18 protein-coding genes are annotated in these 19,542 nt (G+C 41.1%); 15 read left to right on the top strand and 3 right to left on the bottom strand.

Annotated features, from left to right (window positions below; genetic code table 11):
- The first annotated feature begins 17 nt into the window (after positions 1 to 17).
- The 3 genes from NST85_RS19965 to NST85_RS19955 all read left to right on the top strand — a co-directional run bounded on the left by NST85_RS19965 (position 18) and on the right by NST85_RS19955 (position 1,988).
- Positions 18 to 326 (top strand): YlaH-like family protein, encoded by a 309-nt coding sequence (locus NST85_RS19965; protein WP_127191151.1) that lies wholly within the window; start codon positions 18 to 20, stop codon positions 324 to 326.
- A 51-nt stretch (positions 327 to 377) separates the two neighbouring features.
- Positions 378 to 1,454, top strand: coding sequence for an LCP family protein (locus NST85_RS19960; RefSeq protein ID WP_127191150.1), 1,077 nt, complete (start codon positions 378 to 380; stop codon positions 1,452 to 1,454).
- A gap of 81 nt (positions 1,455 to 1,535) precedes the next feature.
- Positions 1,536 to 1,988, top strand: a complete 453-nt coding sequence (locus NST85_RS19955; RefSeq protein WP_127191149.1) for a pyridoxamine 5'-phosphate oxidase family protein — start codon at positions 1,536 to 1,538, stop codon at positions 1,986 to 1,988.
- A gap of 47 nt (positions 1,989 to 2,035) precedes the next feature.
- Here NST85_RS19955 and NST85_RS19950 read toward each other — a convergent pair whose 3' ends face one another.
- Positions 2,036 to 2,659, bottom strand: a complete 624-nt coding sequence (locus NST85_RS19950; protein ID WP_127191148.1) for a YhcN/YlaJ family sporulation lipoprotein — start codon at positions 2,657 to 2,659, stop codon at positions 2,036 to 2,038.
- Between the two features lie 124 nt (positions 2,660 to 2,783).
- Between NST85_RS19950 and NST85_RS19945 the strand changes: the two genes are divergently transcribed.
- Entirely contained in the window at positions 2,784 to 4,115 is a 1,332-nt protein-coding gene (locus NST85_RS19945) for a PhoH family protein (RefSeq protein WP_127191147.1), read from the top strand.
- 227 nt (positions 4,116 to 4,342) lie between these two features.
- On the top strand, positions 4,343 to 5,644 hold the full coding sequence (locus tag NST85_RS19940) for an ABC transporter substrate-binding protein (protein WP_127191146.1): 1,302 nt from the start codon (positions 4,343 to 4,345) through the stop codon (positions 5,642 to 5,644).
- A 19-nt stretch (positions 5,645 to 5,663) separates the two neighbouring features.
- On the opposite strand, the gene NST85_RS19935 is transcribed toward NST85_RS19940, so the two are convergent.
- On the bottom strand, positions 5,664 to 6,740 hold the full coding sequence (locus tag NST85_RS19935; protein WP_341190180.1) for a coiled-coil domain-containing protein: 1,077 nt from the start codon (positions 6,738 to 6,740) through the stop codon (positions 5,664 to 5,666).
- A gap of 169 nt (positions 6,741 to 6,909) precedes the next feature.
- Positions 6,910 to 7,146: a DUF2626 family protein gene (locus NST85_RS19930; protein ID WP_127191144.1), complete on the bottom strand. Its 237-nt coding sequence runs from the start codon at positions 7,144 to 7,146 to the stop codon at positions 6,910 to 6,912.
- Positions 7,147 to 7,530: 384 nt separating this feature from the next.
- On the opposite strand from NST85_RS19930, the gene NST85_RS19925 reads away from it, so the two are divergent.
- The 10 genes from NST85_RS19925 (at position 7,531) to NST85_RS19880 (ending at position 19,515) form a co-directional block, all read left to right on the top strand.
- A complete protein-coding gene (locus NST85_RS19925) occupies positions 7,531 to 8,193 on the top strand; it encodes an RsfA family transcriptional regulator (protein ID WP_127191143.1) in 663 nt (220 codons plus the stop codon).
- A 128-nt stretch (positions 8,194 to 8,321) separates the two neighbouring features.
- Complete coding sequence (locus tag NST85_RS19920; protein ID WP_341190179.1) at positions 8,322 to 9,317, top strand: ketopantoate reductase family protein; 996 nt, start codon at positions 8,322 to 8,324, stop codon at positions 9,315 to 9,317.
- Between the two features lie 157 nt (positions 9,318 to 9,474).
- On the top strand, positions 9,475 to 9,846 hold the full coding sequence (locus NST85_RS19915) for a DUF3397 domain-containing protein (protein ID WP_341190178.1): 372 nt from the start codon (positions 9,475 to 9,477) through the stop codon (positions 9,844 to 9,846).
- A gap of 444 nt (positions 9,847 to 10,290) precedes the next feature.
- Positions 10,291 to 11,976 (top strand): peptide ABC transporter substrate-binding protein, encoded by a 1,686-nt coding sequence (locus NST85_RS19910; protein ID WP_341190177.1) that lies wholly within the window; start codon positions 10,291 to 10,293, stop codon positions 11,974 to 11,976.
- 194 nt (positions 11,977 to 12,170) lie between these two features.
- Entirely contained in the window at positions 12,171 to 13,103 is a 933-nt protein-coding gene (locus NST85_RS19905) for an ABC transporter permease (protein WP_341190176.1), read from the top strand.
- A gap of 27 nt (positions 13,104 to 13,130) precedes the next feature.
- Positions 13,131 to 14,057: an ABC transporter permease gene (locus NST85_RS19900; protein WP_341191141.1), complete on the top strand. Its 927-nt coding sequence runs from the start codon at positions 13,131 to 13,133 to the stop codon at positions 14,055 to 14,057.
- A gap of 12 nt (positions 14,058 to 14,069) precedes the next feature.
- A complete protein-coding gene (locus NST85_RS19895; protein ID WP_341191140.1) occupies positions 14,070 to 15,062 on the top strand; it encodes an ABC transporter ATP-binding protein in 993 nt (330 codons plus the stop codon).
- Positions 15,062 to 15,958, top strand: a complete 897-nt coding sequence (locus tag NST85_RS19890) for an ABC transporter ATP-binding protein (protein WP_341190175.1) — start codon at positions 15,062 to 15,064, stop codon at positions 15,956 to 15,958. The genes NST85_RS19895 and NST85_RS19890 overlap by 1 nt, the downstream gene beginning before the upstream one ends.
- Before the next feature lie 159 nt (positions 15,959 to 16,117).
- Complete coding sequence (gene bshC, locus NST85_RS19885; RefSeq protein ID WP_341190174.1) at positions 16,118 to 17,755, top strand: bacillithiol biosynthesis cysteine-adding enzyme BshC; 1,638 nt, start codon at positions 16,118 to 16,120, stop codon at positions 17,753 to 17,755.
- A gap of 491 nt (positions 17,756 to 18,246) precedes the next feature.
- A complete protein-coding gene (locus NST85_RS19880; RefSeq protein WP_341190173.1) occupies positions 18,247 to 19,515 on the top strand; it encodes an adenosylhomocysteinase in 1,269 nt (422 codons plus the stop codon).
- Positions 19,516 to 19,542 lie beyond the last annotated feature (27 nt).

Genomic DNA, 19,542 nt, shown 5'->3' with positions numbered 1-19,542 from the left:
AGAAGGAGGGAACCGTGTTGCAATCTTGGTTTGCTAACCATCCAGTAATTTCTTATCTAATTATTCTGGTGCTAGTGTTCTTCGTATACAACAAGGTGTTTCGTGCTGGTCAAAAGCTGTCGCTTTTGAAGGAAGTAGTGCTCTACTTGTTGATGGCAATAGGTTCCTTTCTTCTGCTTATTTTTCAAATTGATAAGCTACCTATTATTCAGTGTCTTCTGGTTGCCGTTATTCTTATGCTTATGGTTCGCATACGTTATTTTGTGGAAGGCCGTCGGAACAAGAAACTGAAGTCTACACCGATCGCTGAAGATAAAGTCGAATAGTATGGATTAGTAATGTGACTATATTATAAATGAAAAAAGGTGTTTGAATTCATGAGTTCTAACCGCAGCGGCTTACCTCCTCGTGAGCGGAGTCAAAGACGATCCTCAAAGGGTTCAACAAAGAAGAAGAAACAGTCAAGTGGTGCTAGGAAATTTCTTAAGGTGCTACTTACGGTAATTATTTTACTGGTAATTGGTGTGGGTATATATCTAGGTTCTATGGTAGTTACGCTAAATGACGTGATTGATGAGACCGGGTCGCCAGAAGCAGTTGCTCCTGAGAACTCAGCAAAGGTCAAACCGATTACGATGTTATTACTTGGGACAGATTATCGACCAGAGACGGGCACACATCTTACCGATGTCATGATGGTTATCGCGATAAATCCCGAAACGAAATCTGCGACCATTGTTTCACTGCCGCGGGATACGCGTATGCAGATGGATGGTTACAAGACCAATAAAATCAATGCATTCTATCCGAATTTCCTAGCAAAAGAGAAGAAATCTGGAATCTCTGCTAAACAGGAAATGAAGACGATGATGAGTAAGTATTTTGATCTTACAATTGATTATGTGGTCGTTATGAATTTTCAAGGTTTTCGTGATGTTGTAGATGCTCTTGGTGGTGTTGATGTAAATGTAGATGCCAATATGTGTTACCGCGATCGCGCGGATGGTACTGACATCAATTTACAGCAAGGCGCTCAGCATCTAGATGGTGATAAGGCGCTTGGGTATGTTCGCTACCGTAAGTCAAATTGTAGCCCTAAGACGAAAGCCTCTGATGATTTTGATCGTAACAGACGGCAGAATGAAGTATTACATGCTTTGATGGATCAAGCCAAGTCAATGAACGGCGTTCTTGGTGCTGGAAATGTAATTAAGGCTATAGGTAAAAATGTGGAAACTGACTTTGAGTCGGCGCAAATGAAGAATATGATTACTACCTACTGGAATATATCTAAGGAGAACGTTGATTTCATGCCGGTGACCGGAGAATGGAAGAGCCCCTATGTATATTTGAACGAAACTGAATTTGAACAGGCTAAGCAGGCTTTGAAAGACGAGCTTGCCGGTACTAATTTACCTGCAAAGGATGAGAGTTCTTCCTTAGACGGTAAATGAGCATTGAATGTAAGTTTTACAACATGATATAATACAGGTGAACTAGATAGAGCAATTGTACTTCACAGGAGGGCTGATATCGTGTCCGAAGTCGTTACTCAATTGTCGGAATCATTGTTTTCCACCTTTCAGTCCGAGACTTTTGTTCTGCTTAATACAGTAGACCTTGAGTCTGGGGGGCCAACCTCCAGTGCGATTTCATGGATCTATGCGGTGGATCACTCCACGCTTCGTCTTGCGCTTGATCATCGTTCACGTCTTGTTGATAATATTAAGGCCAATCATTGTGTCACAGTAACGGTGTTTGGCAAGAACACCATTTATGCTATTAATGGTAAGGCTGATGTAGTGCAAGACCCGCTTGCTGACGTGCCATTTAAAATGTGCTGCTTCGATGTGCATATCGAAGCCGTACGTAATGCTCTTTTCTATGGTGCGCAGCTTGCATCACCTCCAGAATATGCTAAAGTTTATGATCAGCGTGCTGCGGACATGCTGGATGCTCAAGTATTCTCCGCAATGAAAAAAGCCTAGCGATTATTCGCTGGGCTTTTTCTTGTATTGCAGGCTCTTAGAGCGGTTTAAGATTTTCCATCTGGTGCTATTTTCATTTCTTTAGTCTTATCATTCTTAGGTGTAGTCGTTTTTTGTTCTAATTTATTTATTGGGTTGGCTGGTTGATTGGTATTCGCTCTTGGTTTGGTGTCTTTTGGAAGCTGCGGAACGATACGACCCATGATATCTGCAAGCTCTGTGGCAAACCCAGATATAGGGTGACCTTCTTTAATCTTTTGACCAATTTCTGAAATGCGGTGCGATAGGTCAAGATCGGCTGTTACGATCGCATTCGCACCTTGGGGATCCTTGCGAAGTGCTTCGGCAACAGTGTATTTGATACTACCAACACGTGCACGTTCTAAATTTCCTTCTACATCAATGGCGACAACTGCAGTATTGCCCAAGACTACACAGTGAGCCCCTTTAACGCCTTCTACATGTTTAACTAATTCTTCAAGATGAGTTTGTCTGTTAATTTGTTCATTTTTACTTAATCCTGTAATTTTGCTAGTCCCGTTTTGATTGGTGCTCTGTACCCGGGGAGTATTCTCCGTTTGATTCTGAGGAGAGGGTGATGCCTTTTTTGACATAGTACCGCAGCCAGCAAGCAGAGAAGCCATCAATAACAAACACAGCCATATTCGCATGTTGATCCGTCCTTTCGGAGATGATCTGATCTCGATATATTTTCTGTTATTTAGATTTTCTCAAGGCGGAGAAAAATATGTATTTGAATAAAAGGCTGCAATGACCACCGTGGAGGGGATATCAATGAAAAAAATATTTGTATTAGATACGAATGTATTGTTGCACGATCCCAATGCGATTTTTGCCTTTGATGAACATGAAGTGGTCATACCGGCTGTAGTACTTGAGGAAATTGATTCGAAGAAAAGGAATCCCGACGAAATCGGACGAAATGCACGGGGTGTGTCAAGGTTATTGGATGCACTACGTGAGCAAGGGCATTTACATGACGGTGTTCCGCTTAATAATGGTGGAATCCTCAAAGTGGAATTGAATCATCGAAGTTTCGTTAAAGTTCAGGAAATGTTCGGTGAGATTACTAACGATAACCGGATTTTGGCAGTAGCATTAAATTATCATTTAGAAGAAGGCGATCAGGATGTACCACGTCCAGTCGTATTAGTTAGTAAGGATGTGCTCTTACGAATCAAAGCAGACGTACTCGGTATTACTGCTCAGGATTATATGACCGATCGTACTGCGGGTCCAAGTGAATTATATGCAGGTTATTCCACGATTAAAGTCCATCCCTCAATCATTGATGAATTTTATACCTATCGATCTTTACCGATAAAACCGCTGGGGCTTTCGTATTCCCTATACCCTCATGAATTTGTCATCTTGAAGGATGAAATGGGCACTGGTAAATCTGCTTTACTCAAAGTCAATGAAGATGGTTTAAAGTTAGAGCCGTTATTTTTGAGTACAGAATCGGTATGGGGGGTTAGTGCTCGGAATGCTCAGCAACGGATGGCACTGGAATTGCTGCTTAATGATGATATACCGTTAGTTACCATTACGGGTAAGGCGGGAACAGGAAAAACTTTACTTGCATTAGCTGCGGGGTTACTAAAGGTAGAGGACGAACATAAATATAAAAAGCTGTTGATTGCGCGTCCTGTTGTGCCTATGGGTAAGGATATAGGATATTTGCCTGGTGAGAAGGAAGAGAAACTTCGACCTTGGATGCAGCCTATATATGATAATTTGGAGTATCTATTTGATACGAAGAAATCTGGCGATATTGATAAAATATTGATGGGACTTGGGAGTATCCAAGTGGAAGCTCTAACGTATATTCGTGGGCGTTCAATACCAGGACAATTCATAATTGTGGATGAAGCACAGAACTTGTCGCGTCATGAAATAAAGACCATAGTCTCACGGGTAGGAGAAGGAAGCAAAATTGTTGTTATGGGTGACCCAGAGCAAATTGATCACCCTTATCTTGACTCCGCTAGTAATGGGTTAACTTATCTGGTGGAGCGTTTCAAAGAACAGGGGATTAGTGGTCATATCACACTAGAAAAAGGAGAACGATCCAAACTCGCTCAATTGGCGGCTGACTTATTGTAATAAAGAGATTGGAGTTCTAAATTTAGGTATAAAAAAACGCCGAATGGTAGCCATTCGGCGTTTTATTTTGCAGATAACTGTTGAACTAATAACAGGATACTAGCATAGAGAGTGATATGATTCTGAAGAAGATTATATTATCAAGATTAGTAGGACAAAAGGTGCGGAAATTTGTTATTATGAATGGTAATGATAGCGCTTAGAACTTGTGGAGAGGAAGAATGGATGTGAAGCGTAGAAACCATTGGTTGCTTTTTGCCATCCTTCTGTTGGCGTTGATAAATTTGTCACCGAGCAAGAATTCGGCCAACATCAGCAATGAGGATGTTGGAAATGCGGAAATGATCCATCCTCCAAGTCCGGAGAAGGTTCAAGAAGAAGGGCATCTTAAAATTCTGGTGCAAATGGATGAGGCAGACTTCACTCTTCTTCAGCAAATGAATCAATCGTATATGAATACACATCCCATACAAGTTGAATTGGTGAATATCCCTCCGGAAGCTTCATATTCCTCAACTGAGTTGCAACTTGAACTTGGTGAATCACCAGATGTATTATTGCTCGACAATGTCTGGATTCGTAGATTTGCTGCTGAAGGTTATCTATTACCTACAGAGAATTATTATTTCGGATCGTTGACCGGGGAAGTGTTAAGTTCTTCGTTGGCGCAGAATGAATGGAACAGTTATGTTTGGGGGGTTCCACTGGATGTGGATCCATACGTATTAGCATACAATCCTGTAGCACTCAAACAGCTTGGATTGGAGAAACTACCGACATCTGCCCTAGAATGGACAGGACTAATCTCTGAGTTTATGAACCAACAAGAAATTCCTTATCTTCTGGGCTTAAATTATGAAGATCCTTTTGCGAGTATGTCATTGCTGTGGCAATTGGGAGGAGAGAGCTTAGAAGCTAATGAAATATCCCCTATATCTCCATTTACACTTACGGAGGAGACGGAGGTAGCAATCCGGCAAATTGAATTGCTACGACCTCATTTGTTGAACCTAATTGAGGGCTCTAGTGAGTTAGCTGAGGACGGCTGGAAGAAGTTCTATAACGGAGAGGTAGCTATTATATTGGCCCGAGCATCAGAGGCGGATGTTCGCCAATATCCAAGAATGGAGATCTCGTTCACTGAGCCAACCAATTCTGGAAGAACGATGTGGATTAATGGACGAAGTTACGTAGTATCGGCACAAACTGACAATGCCGAAGCTGCTGGATCGTGGATTTCTGAGATGACGAACCAAGCAGGACAGCGTGATTGGTATGCTATGACAGGGCATCTTCCAGTGCTCAAATCACTTTATTATAACTCCACTAAGAATGGATTGCCGGAATGGGTGCCAGCTTCATTAGTGAATAAACAAGGAGGAAGCTTGCCTGTAGGGGCTACACTTCCTGCTCAAATGGATGAATTCTCAAGAGCTTCAAGAGAGTTTCTGAGAGGGACAATAAATGCTGAAGACTATATGACCCGAATATCTGAGATTAACGATGAAACGATTATCGAAGTGAAATAAAAGTAGCACTTTTTTTATATTAAATAGATAATTTCAGTTTTACAGTTAAAATCCCTTTTGTGATTGTCGCTTCGGTGGCTTCTATGAAAGGGACTATTTGTTTAGGATAGAACCCGAGATCGAAGTCTTTCTCGAGTTCCCGGGATGTCGTATCTGGAAGTTCAAAACCATTAAATATAAGACGATCAACGTGAAACATAATGGAATTATCAGGTGCGTTCTCAACGGAATAGTGTCCTTCTATCTTTAGATCAAACCCATCTCTGCTTCCTTGTGCGATTATTTTTGATTCTTCAAACTTGAAAGACATATTACGTAATAGATCTTGTTTATCATGTAGGAAGTTGTTTAGTTCCTCTTCACGGATGACAAGTGTATATCCTCCTTTAACAGAGATTAGACTGTCTTTATGATTACTCAAAAAATCAGGAAACTCTGACATCGCCAAGGAAAGTGCATGAAAATATTTGCGTACTTCTTTAAGTCCAACACTTTCCCAATAGTTGGTTAACTCCTGAATCATAGCTTGCAATTTATCTGGGTCAGCACTTGCACTGAGTGAGCTATCAACACTTTGCTGTAAAGTAGCTACTCGCTCGCGTTGCTTAAGTAAGTTCTCTTTCATATCTGAAAGTTCATTAGACAGCTTATCTAGTGTATCCTTCGTTTTTTTCAAAGAACTGTATTCAGTTTTATAGGTGCCTAGAATATCTTGATCCCTCTCGGCGATGATCTGGTAATAATCTAGGACGGAGAAGAAATCTCTCAAGCTGTCCACCGATAAGAGAGCACCAAGTAAAGATTCTCTTTCTCCCATATAATAAGCTTTGATCCTAATACCTGCCTGTTCCCGGCTAGTAATAATTTGTTCATCCTTTTCAGCAAGTTGTTGATTTAGCATAGCGACAGAGGTTTCTGTTTCTTGTTGTCTTCTTTCGATCCGTGCGATCTCCCTGTCAATTTCTATTATGGATAAACTTTTCTCTAGTATGGCTTGTTCTTCCTCGGTTATTGCAGCTGCTAATGAAGGAGCCCGGAAGCAAACTAACGTTAAAAGAGAGAACAGGACACATAAGGATATGATACGTCTGTACAAGGGCGATCCTCTCCTTAAGTTGATGTACATATATATATGATCTTAGGAAAGGAAATATCAGCATGTCTGATTTATTCCTTCTGTACGAAAAGAAGACGACCCGGATGTTACATCGGAATCGTCTTCTAAATACATTTGAAATTTGGGGAGGATCGTATTCGTCAAATAATTAGAGGGGCATGCCCATTTGAAAGATCGTCCAATAGCTAAATCCAGTAAATGCAACGATCATATATCCCCAGAAAAGCAGGATATACGTTCTCTCTGTAAACTTCAGGTAACCGAAGACCACGAAAAAAGCAGTTTGCAGGAAAAATAGCAGAGCCATTTCAATTAGATCACCTGCAAAGGCCATCAGGCCAATGACGAGTGTGAAAAAGCCAAGAACGCGGAACATGCGTGCCACGATTAACTCCCCCTTCATATGTATACACAGTATTAACCTCTATCCAATATTATACCCGTAGCCCCAAAAAGTGTAAACAAAAAGTCAATTAAAACCAAAATATAGGCATCGAATTGTGATTTATATAATAGTTATATGCGAGATTGTCCAAAAGTGTTATGAAGTTTTTAATGATATATTTTTCTTTTTATTAGTCTTTTATAGATAAATGTATGACAGTAACTTTTTTTGGACATACAAAATAGTATCAAATAGATTCTATGAACTCTTTAAGAGGCATAGAAATGGAGTAAGAGGTCTTTTGAGCATCAACCAATTGAAATAACGCAATGGGTTGATGGCTAAGAAGGCGGTTATTAGATGTCGTTAGGAGGTATTTATAGTATGACAGCTGTGAGACAAGATGCATGGAGTACAGAAGATGATTTGATATTGGCAGAAGTTACCTTGCGGCATATACGGGAAGGTAGTACACAACTTACTGCATTTGAAGAAGTGGGTGAAAGAATCGGAAGGACCGCGGCAGCCTGTGGCTTCCGGTGGAACAGTTGTATTCGTAAAAAATACGATGCTGCTATTGGAATTGCTAAGGCACAAAGACAGAAACGTAATTATTTGAAGAAACAAGGCTCAATTGTGGGCAATTCAGCAATCGCTTCCTTAGCTTCTTTGGCTTCTGTTGAACTGGAAGACGGAAATTATAGAAGTGAAGGGGTAACGGAAGAGACGATTTCGATCGATGCTGTTATTCGCTTTTTGCGAGGATGGAAAAATACGGTACAAGAAACAAGTCGCCATATGAAATCCTTGGAGAAGGAATTGCGCGAGAGAGACGAAGAACTGGAGCTCCTTCGCAAACATAATAATAGGCTCTCTGCCCAAGTGAATGAAGTACAGACGGACTATAGAGTCGTGAATGACGACTATAGAGCACTGATTCAAATTATGGATCGAGCACGTCGTCTTGCATTTCTGAATGAAGAGGAAGATGAGTCAAAGACGAGATTTAAAATGGATGCAAATGGTAATCTTGAGCGCATTGAATAGAGTAATTACCACAGGGAATTCCGTCAACTTTGACGGAATTTTTTTGTGTTTGTAGGTAAGGATTTGGTATAAAGAAGATAGGTTAAATGCGGAGGAGCTATAATGTGTAAGTAGAAGGAGAGATTGGAATGAAGTTTGAGATCATAGGAGCGGGAGCGTTAGGCTTGCTTTTTGGAGCGAAACTGCTAAATGCGGGACATGAAGTTACCTTTTGGACAAGAACTAATCATCAAGCGGACTTACTCACTAAGCAAGGGTACATATTGGAAGAATCTGATGGATCGCTTCATCAAATTGAAGCAAGTAAATTCCAAGCTCATCAAATTAAAGAAGCTGTTAAGATCGGTGAGTATAGAGAAAATGATTGGGTGTTTATAACGACTAAACAGCGACATATAGATGGAGAGCTGCTGAGCATAATTCAGTCACTGCATGGAGAGAGGACTGGGACATTATGTTTTCAAAATGGAATGGGACATTTAGAAAAATTATTAACTTCTTTGAAAGGTAGACAGATCTACACGGCGGTTACAACCGAAGGAGGTAAGCGGATTGGAACAGAACGTGTAATTCGATCTGGGGTTGGGAAGACGACTATAGGTATAGTTGAGAGAAGGAGTCCGAAATCCGATCAAAGAGAAGCTGAAAAGGGAATATATGGGGATGATAGAGGAGAAAGTTTGGTGAATACGCTAGATATAGCAGGATTCCCTGCCTTTTTGTCGAAAGACATCGATAGGGAAATTTTTAGGAAACTATTGATTAACGCAGTTGTTAATCCATTGACAGCATTATGGCGAATTCCCAATGGTGAGTTGCTGGAGACAGAGGAGCGTAGAAACTTGCTCAGACAGCTTTGCCAAGAAGGGGCAGCTATTTATCAGGCAAATGGAATATCATATGATCCCGCTCTGTATGAGCAAGTTTCTGAAGTGTGTCGTTCTACTGCTGGAAATATCTCTTCAATGTTGAATGATGTACTTCAGGGAGTTCCTACTGAGGTAGATTTTATCAATGGTTATCTGGTTGAAATGGGACGTTCTGCTGGAGTTTCTGCACCTGGACACGAAATGGTTTGGCAACTTATACGTGGCTTGCCATCCACTAATCGCATATCGATCTGAATTGCTCACAAAACTAAGCGTATGCTTACGATGCAAGTTTTGTACGAAGTAATTCCAAGTAGTCTTGCTCACAAAACTAAGCGTATGCTTACGATGCAAGTTTTGTACGAAGTAATTCCAAGTAGTTATTGCTCACAAAACTTTTAGGAGGTGGAACATGGGTCTGTTGGCTGTTCTGTCTATCGTGCCGTTTATCCCCTTTTTATTGGTCTATTTCATTCATTTCTATTTTCAGAGAGACAAGAAGGCAGCCATTAAGCTTGCGATGGATGTAACCACGTTATTTCTAATTTTGTCGGTGTCAGCACTTTTTAACAATGTATTTAATTCAGGTTTTGGGTTATACCTTATAGTTCTTATATTACTGATTGTTGGCGGATTAATTGGGGGGGCGCAGAATCGTCTGAAAGGTAAGGTTGACGCGAAGAGGTTGTTTCGGGCAGTTTGGAGATTAGCCTTTGCGGGAACGGGGGTCGCGTATATAATCTTGTTTTTAATTAGTTTTATTACATATTTAGCGGCTGCATAGTTAAACATAATTAGTGAATATCTTTCCTCCAGTGGGGAATATTTAAGGCTTAATCTATAAATCAGTGATTGACAGTATGAATACAACAGTGGAGTTTGGAGGAATGTGGACAAGCGGAGTGTTCACAGTTACAAGGAGGATTTCCACTTTATGTGGTTCAATTCAAGCACTATTCCTTTAACAGTGATGGTAACATCCTCCTAAATATAGCACCATTCCACCGTAGGGACTGTACCTCTGATTTGGATCTGAGCCTTATTTTTTAAGGTAATAATTAAAAAATATCGAAATGTCAATAATGTATAATAGACAATATTGTTAATAATTTTGTTTTTTTTAGAATGTGCAACCCTATGTCCTTAATATTTAATGGATTTTTTTGACCGCTGGTTGTATAATCTTAAAACATATACCAAAAACTTTTTTTAGGGGGGAATTTGCAAGATGAAGAAGAATAAAAGTTTATTGCTTCTGCTGACATTTGTCCTTGCTATCGGCACGCTGCTCTCAGCTTGTGGATCTAAGGATAATGCGTCAAATGGAGGGAACAGTGCTACCAACAATGGAGCAAGTGCTGAAGAAGTGTTGGCAGCAGATCAAACATTAAGAATCAATCTGGCTTCGGAACCACCTACTTTTGATCCTGGTCAGGCTCAAGACAATCAAGCACATACAGTACTTAACATGATGTATGAAGGTCTTACAGCTATGGATGAGAACAATCAACCTGTTCCTGCTGCGGCTGAGAAGTATAGTGTTGATGGAACGAAGTATACATTTGAACTCCGTAAGGATGCAAAGTGGAGTAATGGTGATCCTGTAACAGCTAACGACTTCCTATTTGCTTGGGAACGGGTATTGAATCCGAAGACCGACCCCGCTCCACCTTATGCATATCAACTGTATTACATTGCAAATGCTCAGGAGTATAATGAAGGAAAGATTACAGATTTCAATGAAGTGGGTGTGAAAGTTGTTGATGATTACACACTTGAAGTCAATCTAACTGCTCCAACACCTTACTTCTTGGGACTAACTTCCTTTTACACATTTTTTCCGGTGCATTCATCGGTTAAAGACGATGCAAAATGGGCAGTTAATAAAGACAAGATGATCGTAAATGGACCGTTTACTTTGACTACGTGGACTAAGGGACAAACGATTGAAGTGACAAAAAATGACAATTATTGGGATAAGGATAACATCAAACTGAACAAGATTAATATATCTTTGGTTGATAGTGGTGCGACTGAACTTGCAAGTTACAAAAACGGTGAATTGGATCGTGCGGGTCATCCTAATGGCGAAATTCCTACAGACCAAATCCCGATTTTGAAGAACGAGCTTAAAGACGAACTTAATATTAAATCTGTTGCTAGTGTGTACTATTATCAATTTAATTTAACTGCTAAACCTTTCGATAATTACAAAATTCGTAAAGCTTTTGCAATGTCGATTAATCGTCAAGATATTGTCGAGAAAGTAACATTAGGTGGTCAAACTCCTGCGTACGGTTATGTTCCTTTAAATGTTGCGGGAGCCGATGGAGAATTCCGTAAAGAGCATAAAGATGATTACTTCCAAGAAAATATTGATGAAGCGAAGAAACTTCTTGAAGAGGGTATGAAGGAAGAAAATTATACGAAACTTCCAGAAATTAAATTGCTTTACAATACCAGTGAAAGTCATAAGAAAATCGCATTAGCTGTTGCTGATATGTGGAAGAAGAACCTGGGTGTTGATGTACAAACTGAAAACCAAGAATTCGGTGTCTTTCTAGAAACTCGTCGTAATCTTGATTACCAAGTTGCCCGTTCTGGCTGGGTTTCTGATTACAATGACCCAATGACCTTCTTGGATCTATGGACATCAAACAGTGGTAATAATGATACTGGCTTCAAAAATGAGGAATTCGATAAATTAATCGAGGATTCCAAAAAAGAAGCTGACGTCAAATTGCGTGATGAGAATCTGGCTAAAGCAGAATCAATTTTAATCAAAGACAATATGGCAGTAATGCCTATTTATTACTATACGAACGTTTCGGTTGTTAAACCTTATGTAAAGAATATAATTGTTGACTATAGTGGTGCTGTGAATTACAACCACGCTTACCTGATAGAACATTAATTATTTGTTTAATAAGTTAATTGAATGAGGCATCACGGGATATATATTGGGTATTCCATATATATCCCGTCTTTTTTATGTGGAAAATCGATCCAGCCTTGTGCGGATTGGCAATATATGAAATAGACAAATGAAAAAGTTTATCCTAAAATCGATTTATGTCGAATATTTGATAAGAGGAGGTGCTAACGGGCATGGCACGTTATATTGCAAACAAACTGTTCTATACATTGATTTCGCTGTTCATCTTAATCTCTGCCACCTTCTTTCTTATGAAAGCAATTCCAGGTGACCCCTTCATGTCGGAGAAAAAGGTTCCAGAAGCGATTCAAGAGCGATTAAACGAGCACTATGGTTTGGATAAGCCCGTATACCAGCAGTACTTTAAGTACCTGGGAGATATCGCGCAAGGTGATTTTGGTATTTCAATGAAGAAAATTAATCAAGATGTGTCCAGCATTATCGGACAAACTTTCTCTGCCTCACTAAAACTAGGTCTAGTAGCGATTGTTGTTTCTGTGATTGTGGGTGTTGTCCTAGGTCTCTTGGCAGCACTGTATCATCGCAGAATGATCGATAATATAGCGATGGTGGTGGCTGTACTCGGAATCGCGGTTCCCAGCTTTGTAATTGCGAGTCTACTGCAATATGTATTTTCCTCAAAGTTACACATGTTCCCGACGATGGGTTTTAAAGGTCCGATGTATTATTTCTTACCAGTTGCAGCACTAGCGGCACAGCCGATTGCATTTATTGCTCGTTTGACACGATCGAGTATGCTAGAAGTATTGCATGCCGATTATATCAAGACAGCAAGAGCTAAAGGTTTACGTTGGTACTCAATATTGTTCAAACACGTTATTCGGAATGGTATTCTGCCTATAGTTACTTATTTAGGTCCCATGACTGCAAATATTGTTACGGGTTCTGTCGTTATCGAGCAAATATTCGGTATTGGTGGTATCGGTAAGCAGTTTGTACAAGCTATTGGAGTTCGTGATTATCCGGTTATTATGGGGATTACGATCTTTTACGGAGCATTGTTGATGGTGGCACGTTTCTTGACTGACGTTGCTTATGTATTTGTTGATCCGAGGATCAAACTTAGTGGTGGAAAGGAGGACTAAACTTTGGATACTAATGATATTACAGTGATGTCATCACCGGTAGATTTAAAGCCTGAAGATTTCAGGAAGATCGGTTCGGACGAGAAGCAGGCCGAAGTAATTCAACGTGAAAGCTTATCAGCTTGGCGTGACGCTTGGCAACGGCTACGCTCTAACAAGATGGCCATGACAGCACTTGGCGTTCTTGGATTGATCGTTATTGCTGCCATAGTCGGCCCGTGGATTTCGAAATATAATTATTACTCCAATGATTTGCTCAACACGAATCAGAAGCCCTCCGCAGAACACTGGTTTGGGACGGATGATTTAGGAAGAGATATGTTCGTTCGTACATGGTATGGTGCTCGGATATCTCTGATCGTTGGTTTAGCTGCGGCTATGATCGATCTCTTTATCGGCGTTATTTACGGCGGTATTATGGGGTACTTCGGTGGTCGTGTGGATAATATTATGAACAAATTTTCGGAAATATTGTATGCAATTCCGTATCTGCTTGTAACGATCCTGTTGCTTGTTGTTATGGAGCCTAGCCTACCGACTATTATATTAGCTCTAACCATCACAGGGTGGATTAACATGTCATGGATCGTCCGAGGCGAGATCATGCAACTGAAGAGCCGTGAGTTCGTACTGGCTTCGCGTTCCATGGGGGCAGGTTGGGGGAGATTGTTATTCCGTCACTTGTTACCGAATGCGATGGGACCAATTATCGTTACAGTAACATTATCAGTGCCGAATGCGATTTTCGCTGAAGCATTCTTAAGTTTCCTTGGACTCGGTGTTCAGGCACCTGTCGCTTCACTAGGTTCAATGATCAATGATGCGCTTACTGGTTGGTTGTATTATCCGTGGCGGATGTTGTTCCCGGCCCTATTAATCAGTTTGACGATGCTTTCATTCAATATATTTGGCGACGGTCTACGTGACGCGCTTGATCCAAAATTGAAGAAATAGGAGGTGAAAATGATGAAACCGATTTTACAAATCAAAGATTTACATGTTTCCTTTCAAGTCCAAGGTGGAGAAGTGAAAGCTGTTCGTGGTATGAACTTTGAAGTAGGACAAGGGGAGACGGTGGCGATCGTCGGTGAATCAGGGAGCGGTAAAAGTGTTACCGCACAAACGATTATGCGTCTAATTCCGTCACCTCCTTGTAAAATCAAACAAGGCGAGATACTGTTCCATGGACAGGATATTTTGAAGAAGAGTATGAGAGAAATGGAAGCCATTCGTGGTAAAGATATTGGCATGATCTTTCAAGATCCTATGACATCTTTGAATCCTACCATCAGAGTTGGTAAACAAATTACTGAAGTCTTAATCAAACATCAGAATATGTCAGCGGGCGAGGCGAAAAAAGAGGCCATTGAAATGCTGAAGCTTGTCGGCATTAAAAATGCAGAAGCCCGCTTTAACCAATATCCTCATGAGTTCTCCGGCGGTATGCGCCAGCGTGTTATGATTGCGATTGCTCTAGCTTGCCGTCCGGCACTTCTTATTGCGGATGAGCCAACGACAGCTCTTGATGTAACAATTCAGGCTCAGATTATGGATGTTATGAAGGATATGCAGCAACGTCTAGGTACATCCATCATTTTGATTACCCATGATTTAGGTGTTGTTGCTGGTATGTGTGATCGTGTCATCGTTATGTATGCAGGTGAAGTGGTGGAAACTGGGGACAGATGGGAAATATTCAATAATCCTCAGCATCCTTACACAAAAGGCTTGTTACGTTCCATGCCTCGGTTGGATCAGAAGAAAGGCGAGCCGCTTATTCCAATTATCGGGACTCCGCCAGATTTGATCAAGCCACCTATCGGTTGCCCATTTGCTGCTCGTTGTGATCAAGCGATGGCAATTTGTGAAAGAATTGATCCGGCAGCTACTCAATTTAGCGAAACGCACACTGCGCGTTGCTGGGATCTGCATCCGATGGCTAAGGAGGCGCAATCATAATGAGTGAAAATCTAATCGAAGTAAAAGGTCTTAAGAAATATTTCAACGTGGGCGGAGGAAACATGCTCAAAGCTGTAAATGATATCAGCTTCTCGATAGCCAAAGGTGAAACGCTAGGCCTTGTAGGCGAATCTGGTTGCGGTAAGTCTACAGCAGGACGCACTGTACTACGTTTGTATGAACCGACTGGTGGAAGTGTTCATTTTGAAGGAACAGATATTTATAAACTGTCCCCGCAGAAAATGAAGGCGATGCGTCGCGATATGCAAATGATATTTCAGGATCCATATGCATCGCTTAATCCACGGTTCACGGTTACGGATATTATCGGTGAAGCACTAGATATTCATAATATGGCAGGAAGCAAAAAAGAACGGAAAAAACGCGTAGAAGATTTGCTCGATATGGTTGGACTCAATCCAGACCATGCCACTCGTTATCCGCATGAATTCTCCGGTGGTCAGCGGCAACGTATCGGGATTGCTCGAGCACTCGCGGTAAATCCTAAATTCATTATTTGCGATGAGCCGATCTCTGCACTTGACGTGTCCATTCAGGCACAAGTTGTTAACTTGCTTAAAGATTTACAGAATCGCTTGGGATTAACCTATTTGTTCATCGCGCATGATCTTTCGATGGTGAAGCATATTAGTGACCGTGTAGCGGTAATGTATTTAGGTCGGATCGTTGAGCTTGCGGAAAGTGAAGAACTTTACGCTAATCCGCTTCATCCTTATACAAAAACACTCTTATCGGCTATTCCAATTCCGGATCCGGCAATTGAGGCTAATAAGAAGCGTATTGTACTTGATGATACGAATAACAACTTTAATTTGGACAACTCTGAGCTTGTTGAAGTGTCCAAAGGTCATTGGGTATCAATGCCTACTAAGTAACAAGTAAGGCTAAAATAAAAGTATAGAAGTACTCATAACTGTTTTTCAGTTATGAGTACTTTTTTTCATGGGTTTCTATGAGGTTTACTTTGACGTGTGCTATGAATATTCGGTACAATCAAGGAAGGCTTTAAGGCAGAATAGGAGGGTAAACAAGAAATGGAAGTTGTTCATAAACCATTACTGTCCACTCAACCGCTGGCGGAAGCACTAATCAGTGACTTTGCCTCGGTAGGACATTTATATGAAAGTAATCCTCTTGATGAGGGGGATTGGGCTAAACGGATTGAGTGGTTAGATGGAACTGAGGATTTACGGATCGAACGTAAGGTACTTGTAACTACTTTGCGGGAATATAACTTGCTACATAATTCTAATGAGGCTGTCACGGAGTCATTGAATAAGTTGGAGAACCCTGGGACTGCGGTAATAGTCGGAGGGCAACAAAGTGGTCTCTTCTCAGGCCCGCTACTTGTTATATATAAAGCGATAAGTATTATTAAGGCCGCAGAACATGCGTCATCTAAACTGGGGCGCCCAGTCGTACCCGTCTTCTGGATTGCAGGCGAAGATCATGATTGGGACGAAGTGAATCATACGTTTGTATTATCCTCGGATTTGCAAATCAGTCGGATTCGCGTGCCAAGAGAGGATGAGAAACGTTCTCCGGTAAGCTTGACTGAGGTTAGTAAAGAAGAGTGGGACAGAGTTTCAGAGGAATTAGAACTGATGTTGCCTGGTAGTGAGTTTAAGGCGGGACTTATGGAGAACTTGAGACAAACTTTCGCCGAATCTTCAACCTTAAGCGAAAGTTTCGCAAAGCTTCTAGGTATTTGGTTCGGTAAGTATGGATTGATTCTGTTGGACTCGGCGGATCCAGCTCTTCGTAGACTTGAGATTCCAGTATTTCAAACTATCATTACTAGAAATGATGAATTAGAATCGGCATACTTTGCTTCTGCAGATCACATAGCTTCGCTGGGAGGAACACCACAGGCTGATGTAGCTGAAGGCGGAGCTAACCTGTTCTACATCCACGAGGGTGATCGACTTCTGCTATTTAAGCGTGATGGTAAATTTACGGATCGAAAAGGGAAGGTTGCTTTTACGGAGGAGGAACTCCTGTCGGTGCTGCAGTCACATCCTGAGCGTTTCAGTAATAATGTACTCACTCGTCCACTGATGCAGGATAGCTTACTACCTGTACTGGGATCGGTACTTGGTGCCGGAGAGATCGCTTATTGGGCGTTAACACGTCGGGCGTTTGATCAACTTGGACTTAAGATGCCGATATTGTTGCCTCGGATGTCCTTTACTGTTGTTGAAGGAACGCTACAGAAACAGATGGACAAGTATGATTTGACCTGGGAAGATGTAAAGGATCGAGAAATTTTCCGCGAGAAACGTGAGTCTTGGCTTGCTTTACAGGATTCGGTACATTTAGATGCTAGGTTTGATGAGATCAAAACAACCTTTGGTGATATGTATGAACCGTTGATTGAGCAGCTTGGTAGTATTCAGAATGGGCTGCTGAAATTGGGGAGTGCTAACAAGGACAAAATATTTGATCAAATTGAATATTTGCGTGGTCGCTCTAAGGATGCCTTAGAGAAAGTTAATGAAGTGGGCTTGCGGCACTTTGAACGGATTGAGCTCTCACTATTTCCACAGAACAAACCACAAGAGCGTGTGTATAATATTTTCTATTATTTGAACCGTTACGGGATGAATTGGATCGATGATTTGATGGAAATTCCGTATGACATAACGGGAAGTCACAGAGTTATCTATTTGTGAGTTTATGTTCACGAGTCTCTATAAGTTAAACTTTAATTTTGGTTAATTGGCTTTGAGTATGAAATGTTCTTAGGATCGCTGTTGTTCCTTGATTTCCTTGATTTTACGAATTCTGCTGTGGTAGAAATCCAGGAACAAAGGCGAACGCTTCGCTTCTTCAGAATCATTTCACACTCTAGCCTATACCCAATCTTTGAGGTTAATTAATTGTTTTGAACAAACTTATTCATTAATGTATTAAGCTCAATCTAAAAATCAGTGGATGGAAAAAACGAATACAACAGTGGAGTTTTGGAGGAATGTGGACAAGCGAAGCGTTCACCTTTAAAGGAGGATTTCTACCTTCTGATGTCCAATTCAGGAAATCCCCCTTTAACAGTGATGGTAACATCCTCCAAAACGTAACGCTGCTTTCCTCTATAGGGTCTTTCAACCGCTGATTTTGGTTTTGATCCATGTATTACCAACAAAACTTTTAGGAGGGTATTACAATGAACTCACAATCAATTAAGGACAGTATTGTTGCTGATTTGAAGCTAGCCCCTGAAGGACATTTGAAGATCGACTGGGTAGAGGCTCATATGCCGGTACTTGGGAGAATCCGTAAGCAGTTTGAAGCTGAACAACCTTTTAAAGGACTAAAAGTAGCTATTTCTCTTCACCTTGAAGCTAAGACTGCTTATTTGGCAAAAGTGGTGCAAGCTGGTGGAGCCGAAGTGACGATTACGGGGAGCAATCCATTATCTACTCAAGATGATGTGTGCGCTGCGTTAGTAGAAGATGGTGTGACCGTTTATGCGAAATATAATCCGGATCCGGCTGAATACAAAGAGCTTATGATTAAGGCTCTTGAGAACAAACCAGATCTAATTATTGATGATGGTGGCGATTTCGTCTCTATTATGCACTCTGAGCGTCCAGACTTGATGGAGAATGTCCGCGGCGGAGCTGAAGAGACCACAACGGGGATTCTACGCTTGAAAGCAATGGACAAAGAGGATAGCCTCAAGTTCCCGATGGTGGCTGTAAACGATGCGTATTGCAAATATCTATTTGATAACCGTTATGGTACAGGACAGTCGGTTTGGGATGGAATTAATCGTACTACCAACTTAGTAGTGGCAGGTAAGAATGTCGTTGTTGTGGGATACGGCTGGTGTGGTAAAGGCGTTGCTATGCGAGCTAAAGGGCTTGGTGCGAACGTTATAGTAACTGAGATTGATGCAATTAGAGCAGTTGAAGCTTACATGGACGGATTCCAAGTTATGCCGATGATTGAAGCAGCTAAAGTAGGCGAATTCTTCGTCACAGTAACAGGTAATCGTGATGTTATTCGTGGTGAGCACTACGAAGTGATGAGAGACGGAGCAATTTTGTCTAACGCGGGTCATTTCGATGTTGAGTTTAATAAACCGGAACTGAAGGAAAGATCAACTTCTGTTCGCACAGTACGTCGTAATATTGAAGAATATCAATTGAAAGATGGTCGTAAAATATACGTGCTTGCGGAAGGTCGCTTGGTTAACCTTGCTGCTGGTGACGGTCATCCGGCTGAGATTATGGATATGACCTTTGCACTACAAGCTTTGTCATTGAAATACGTGAACGAATCTTATGAGAGTATTGGAAATACGGTAGTAAATGTGCCGTATGAGCTTGATGAGCAAGTGGCTTGTTATAAATTAGAGAGTCTTGGTCTCGGTATCGATGTACTCACAGAAGAGCAACGGGTGTATTTGGACAGTTGGCAGGAACATTAATTATTCATAAGGTAATTTTCAAAAACC

The sequence above is a fragment of the Paenibacillus sp. FSL K6-2524 genome, assembly GCF_038005525.1.
Taxonomy (GTDB): Bacteria; Bacillota; Bacilli; order Paenibacillales; family Paenibacillaceae; genus Fontibacillus; species Fontibacillus anaericanus.
This window is presented reverse-complemented; position numbering and strand designations above follow the sequence as displayed.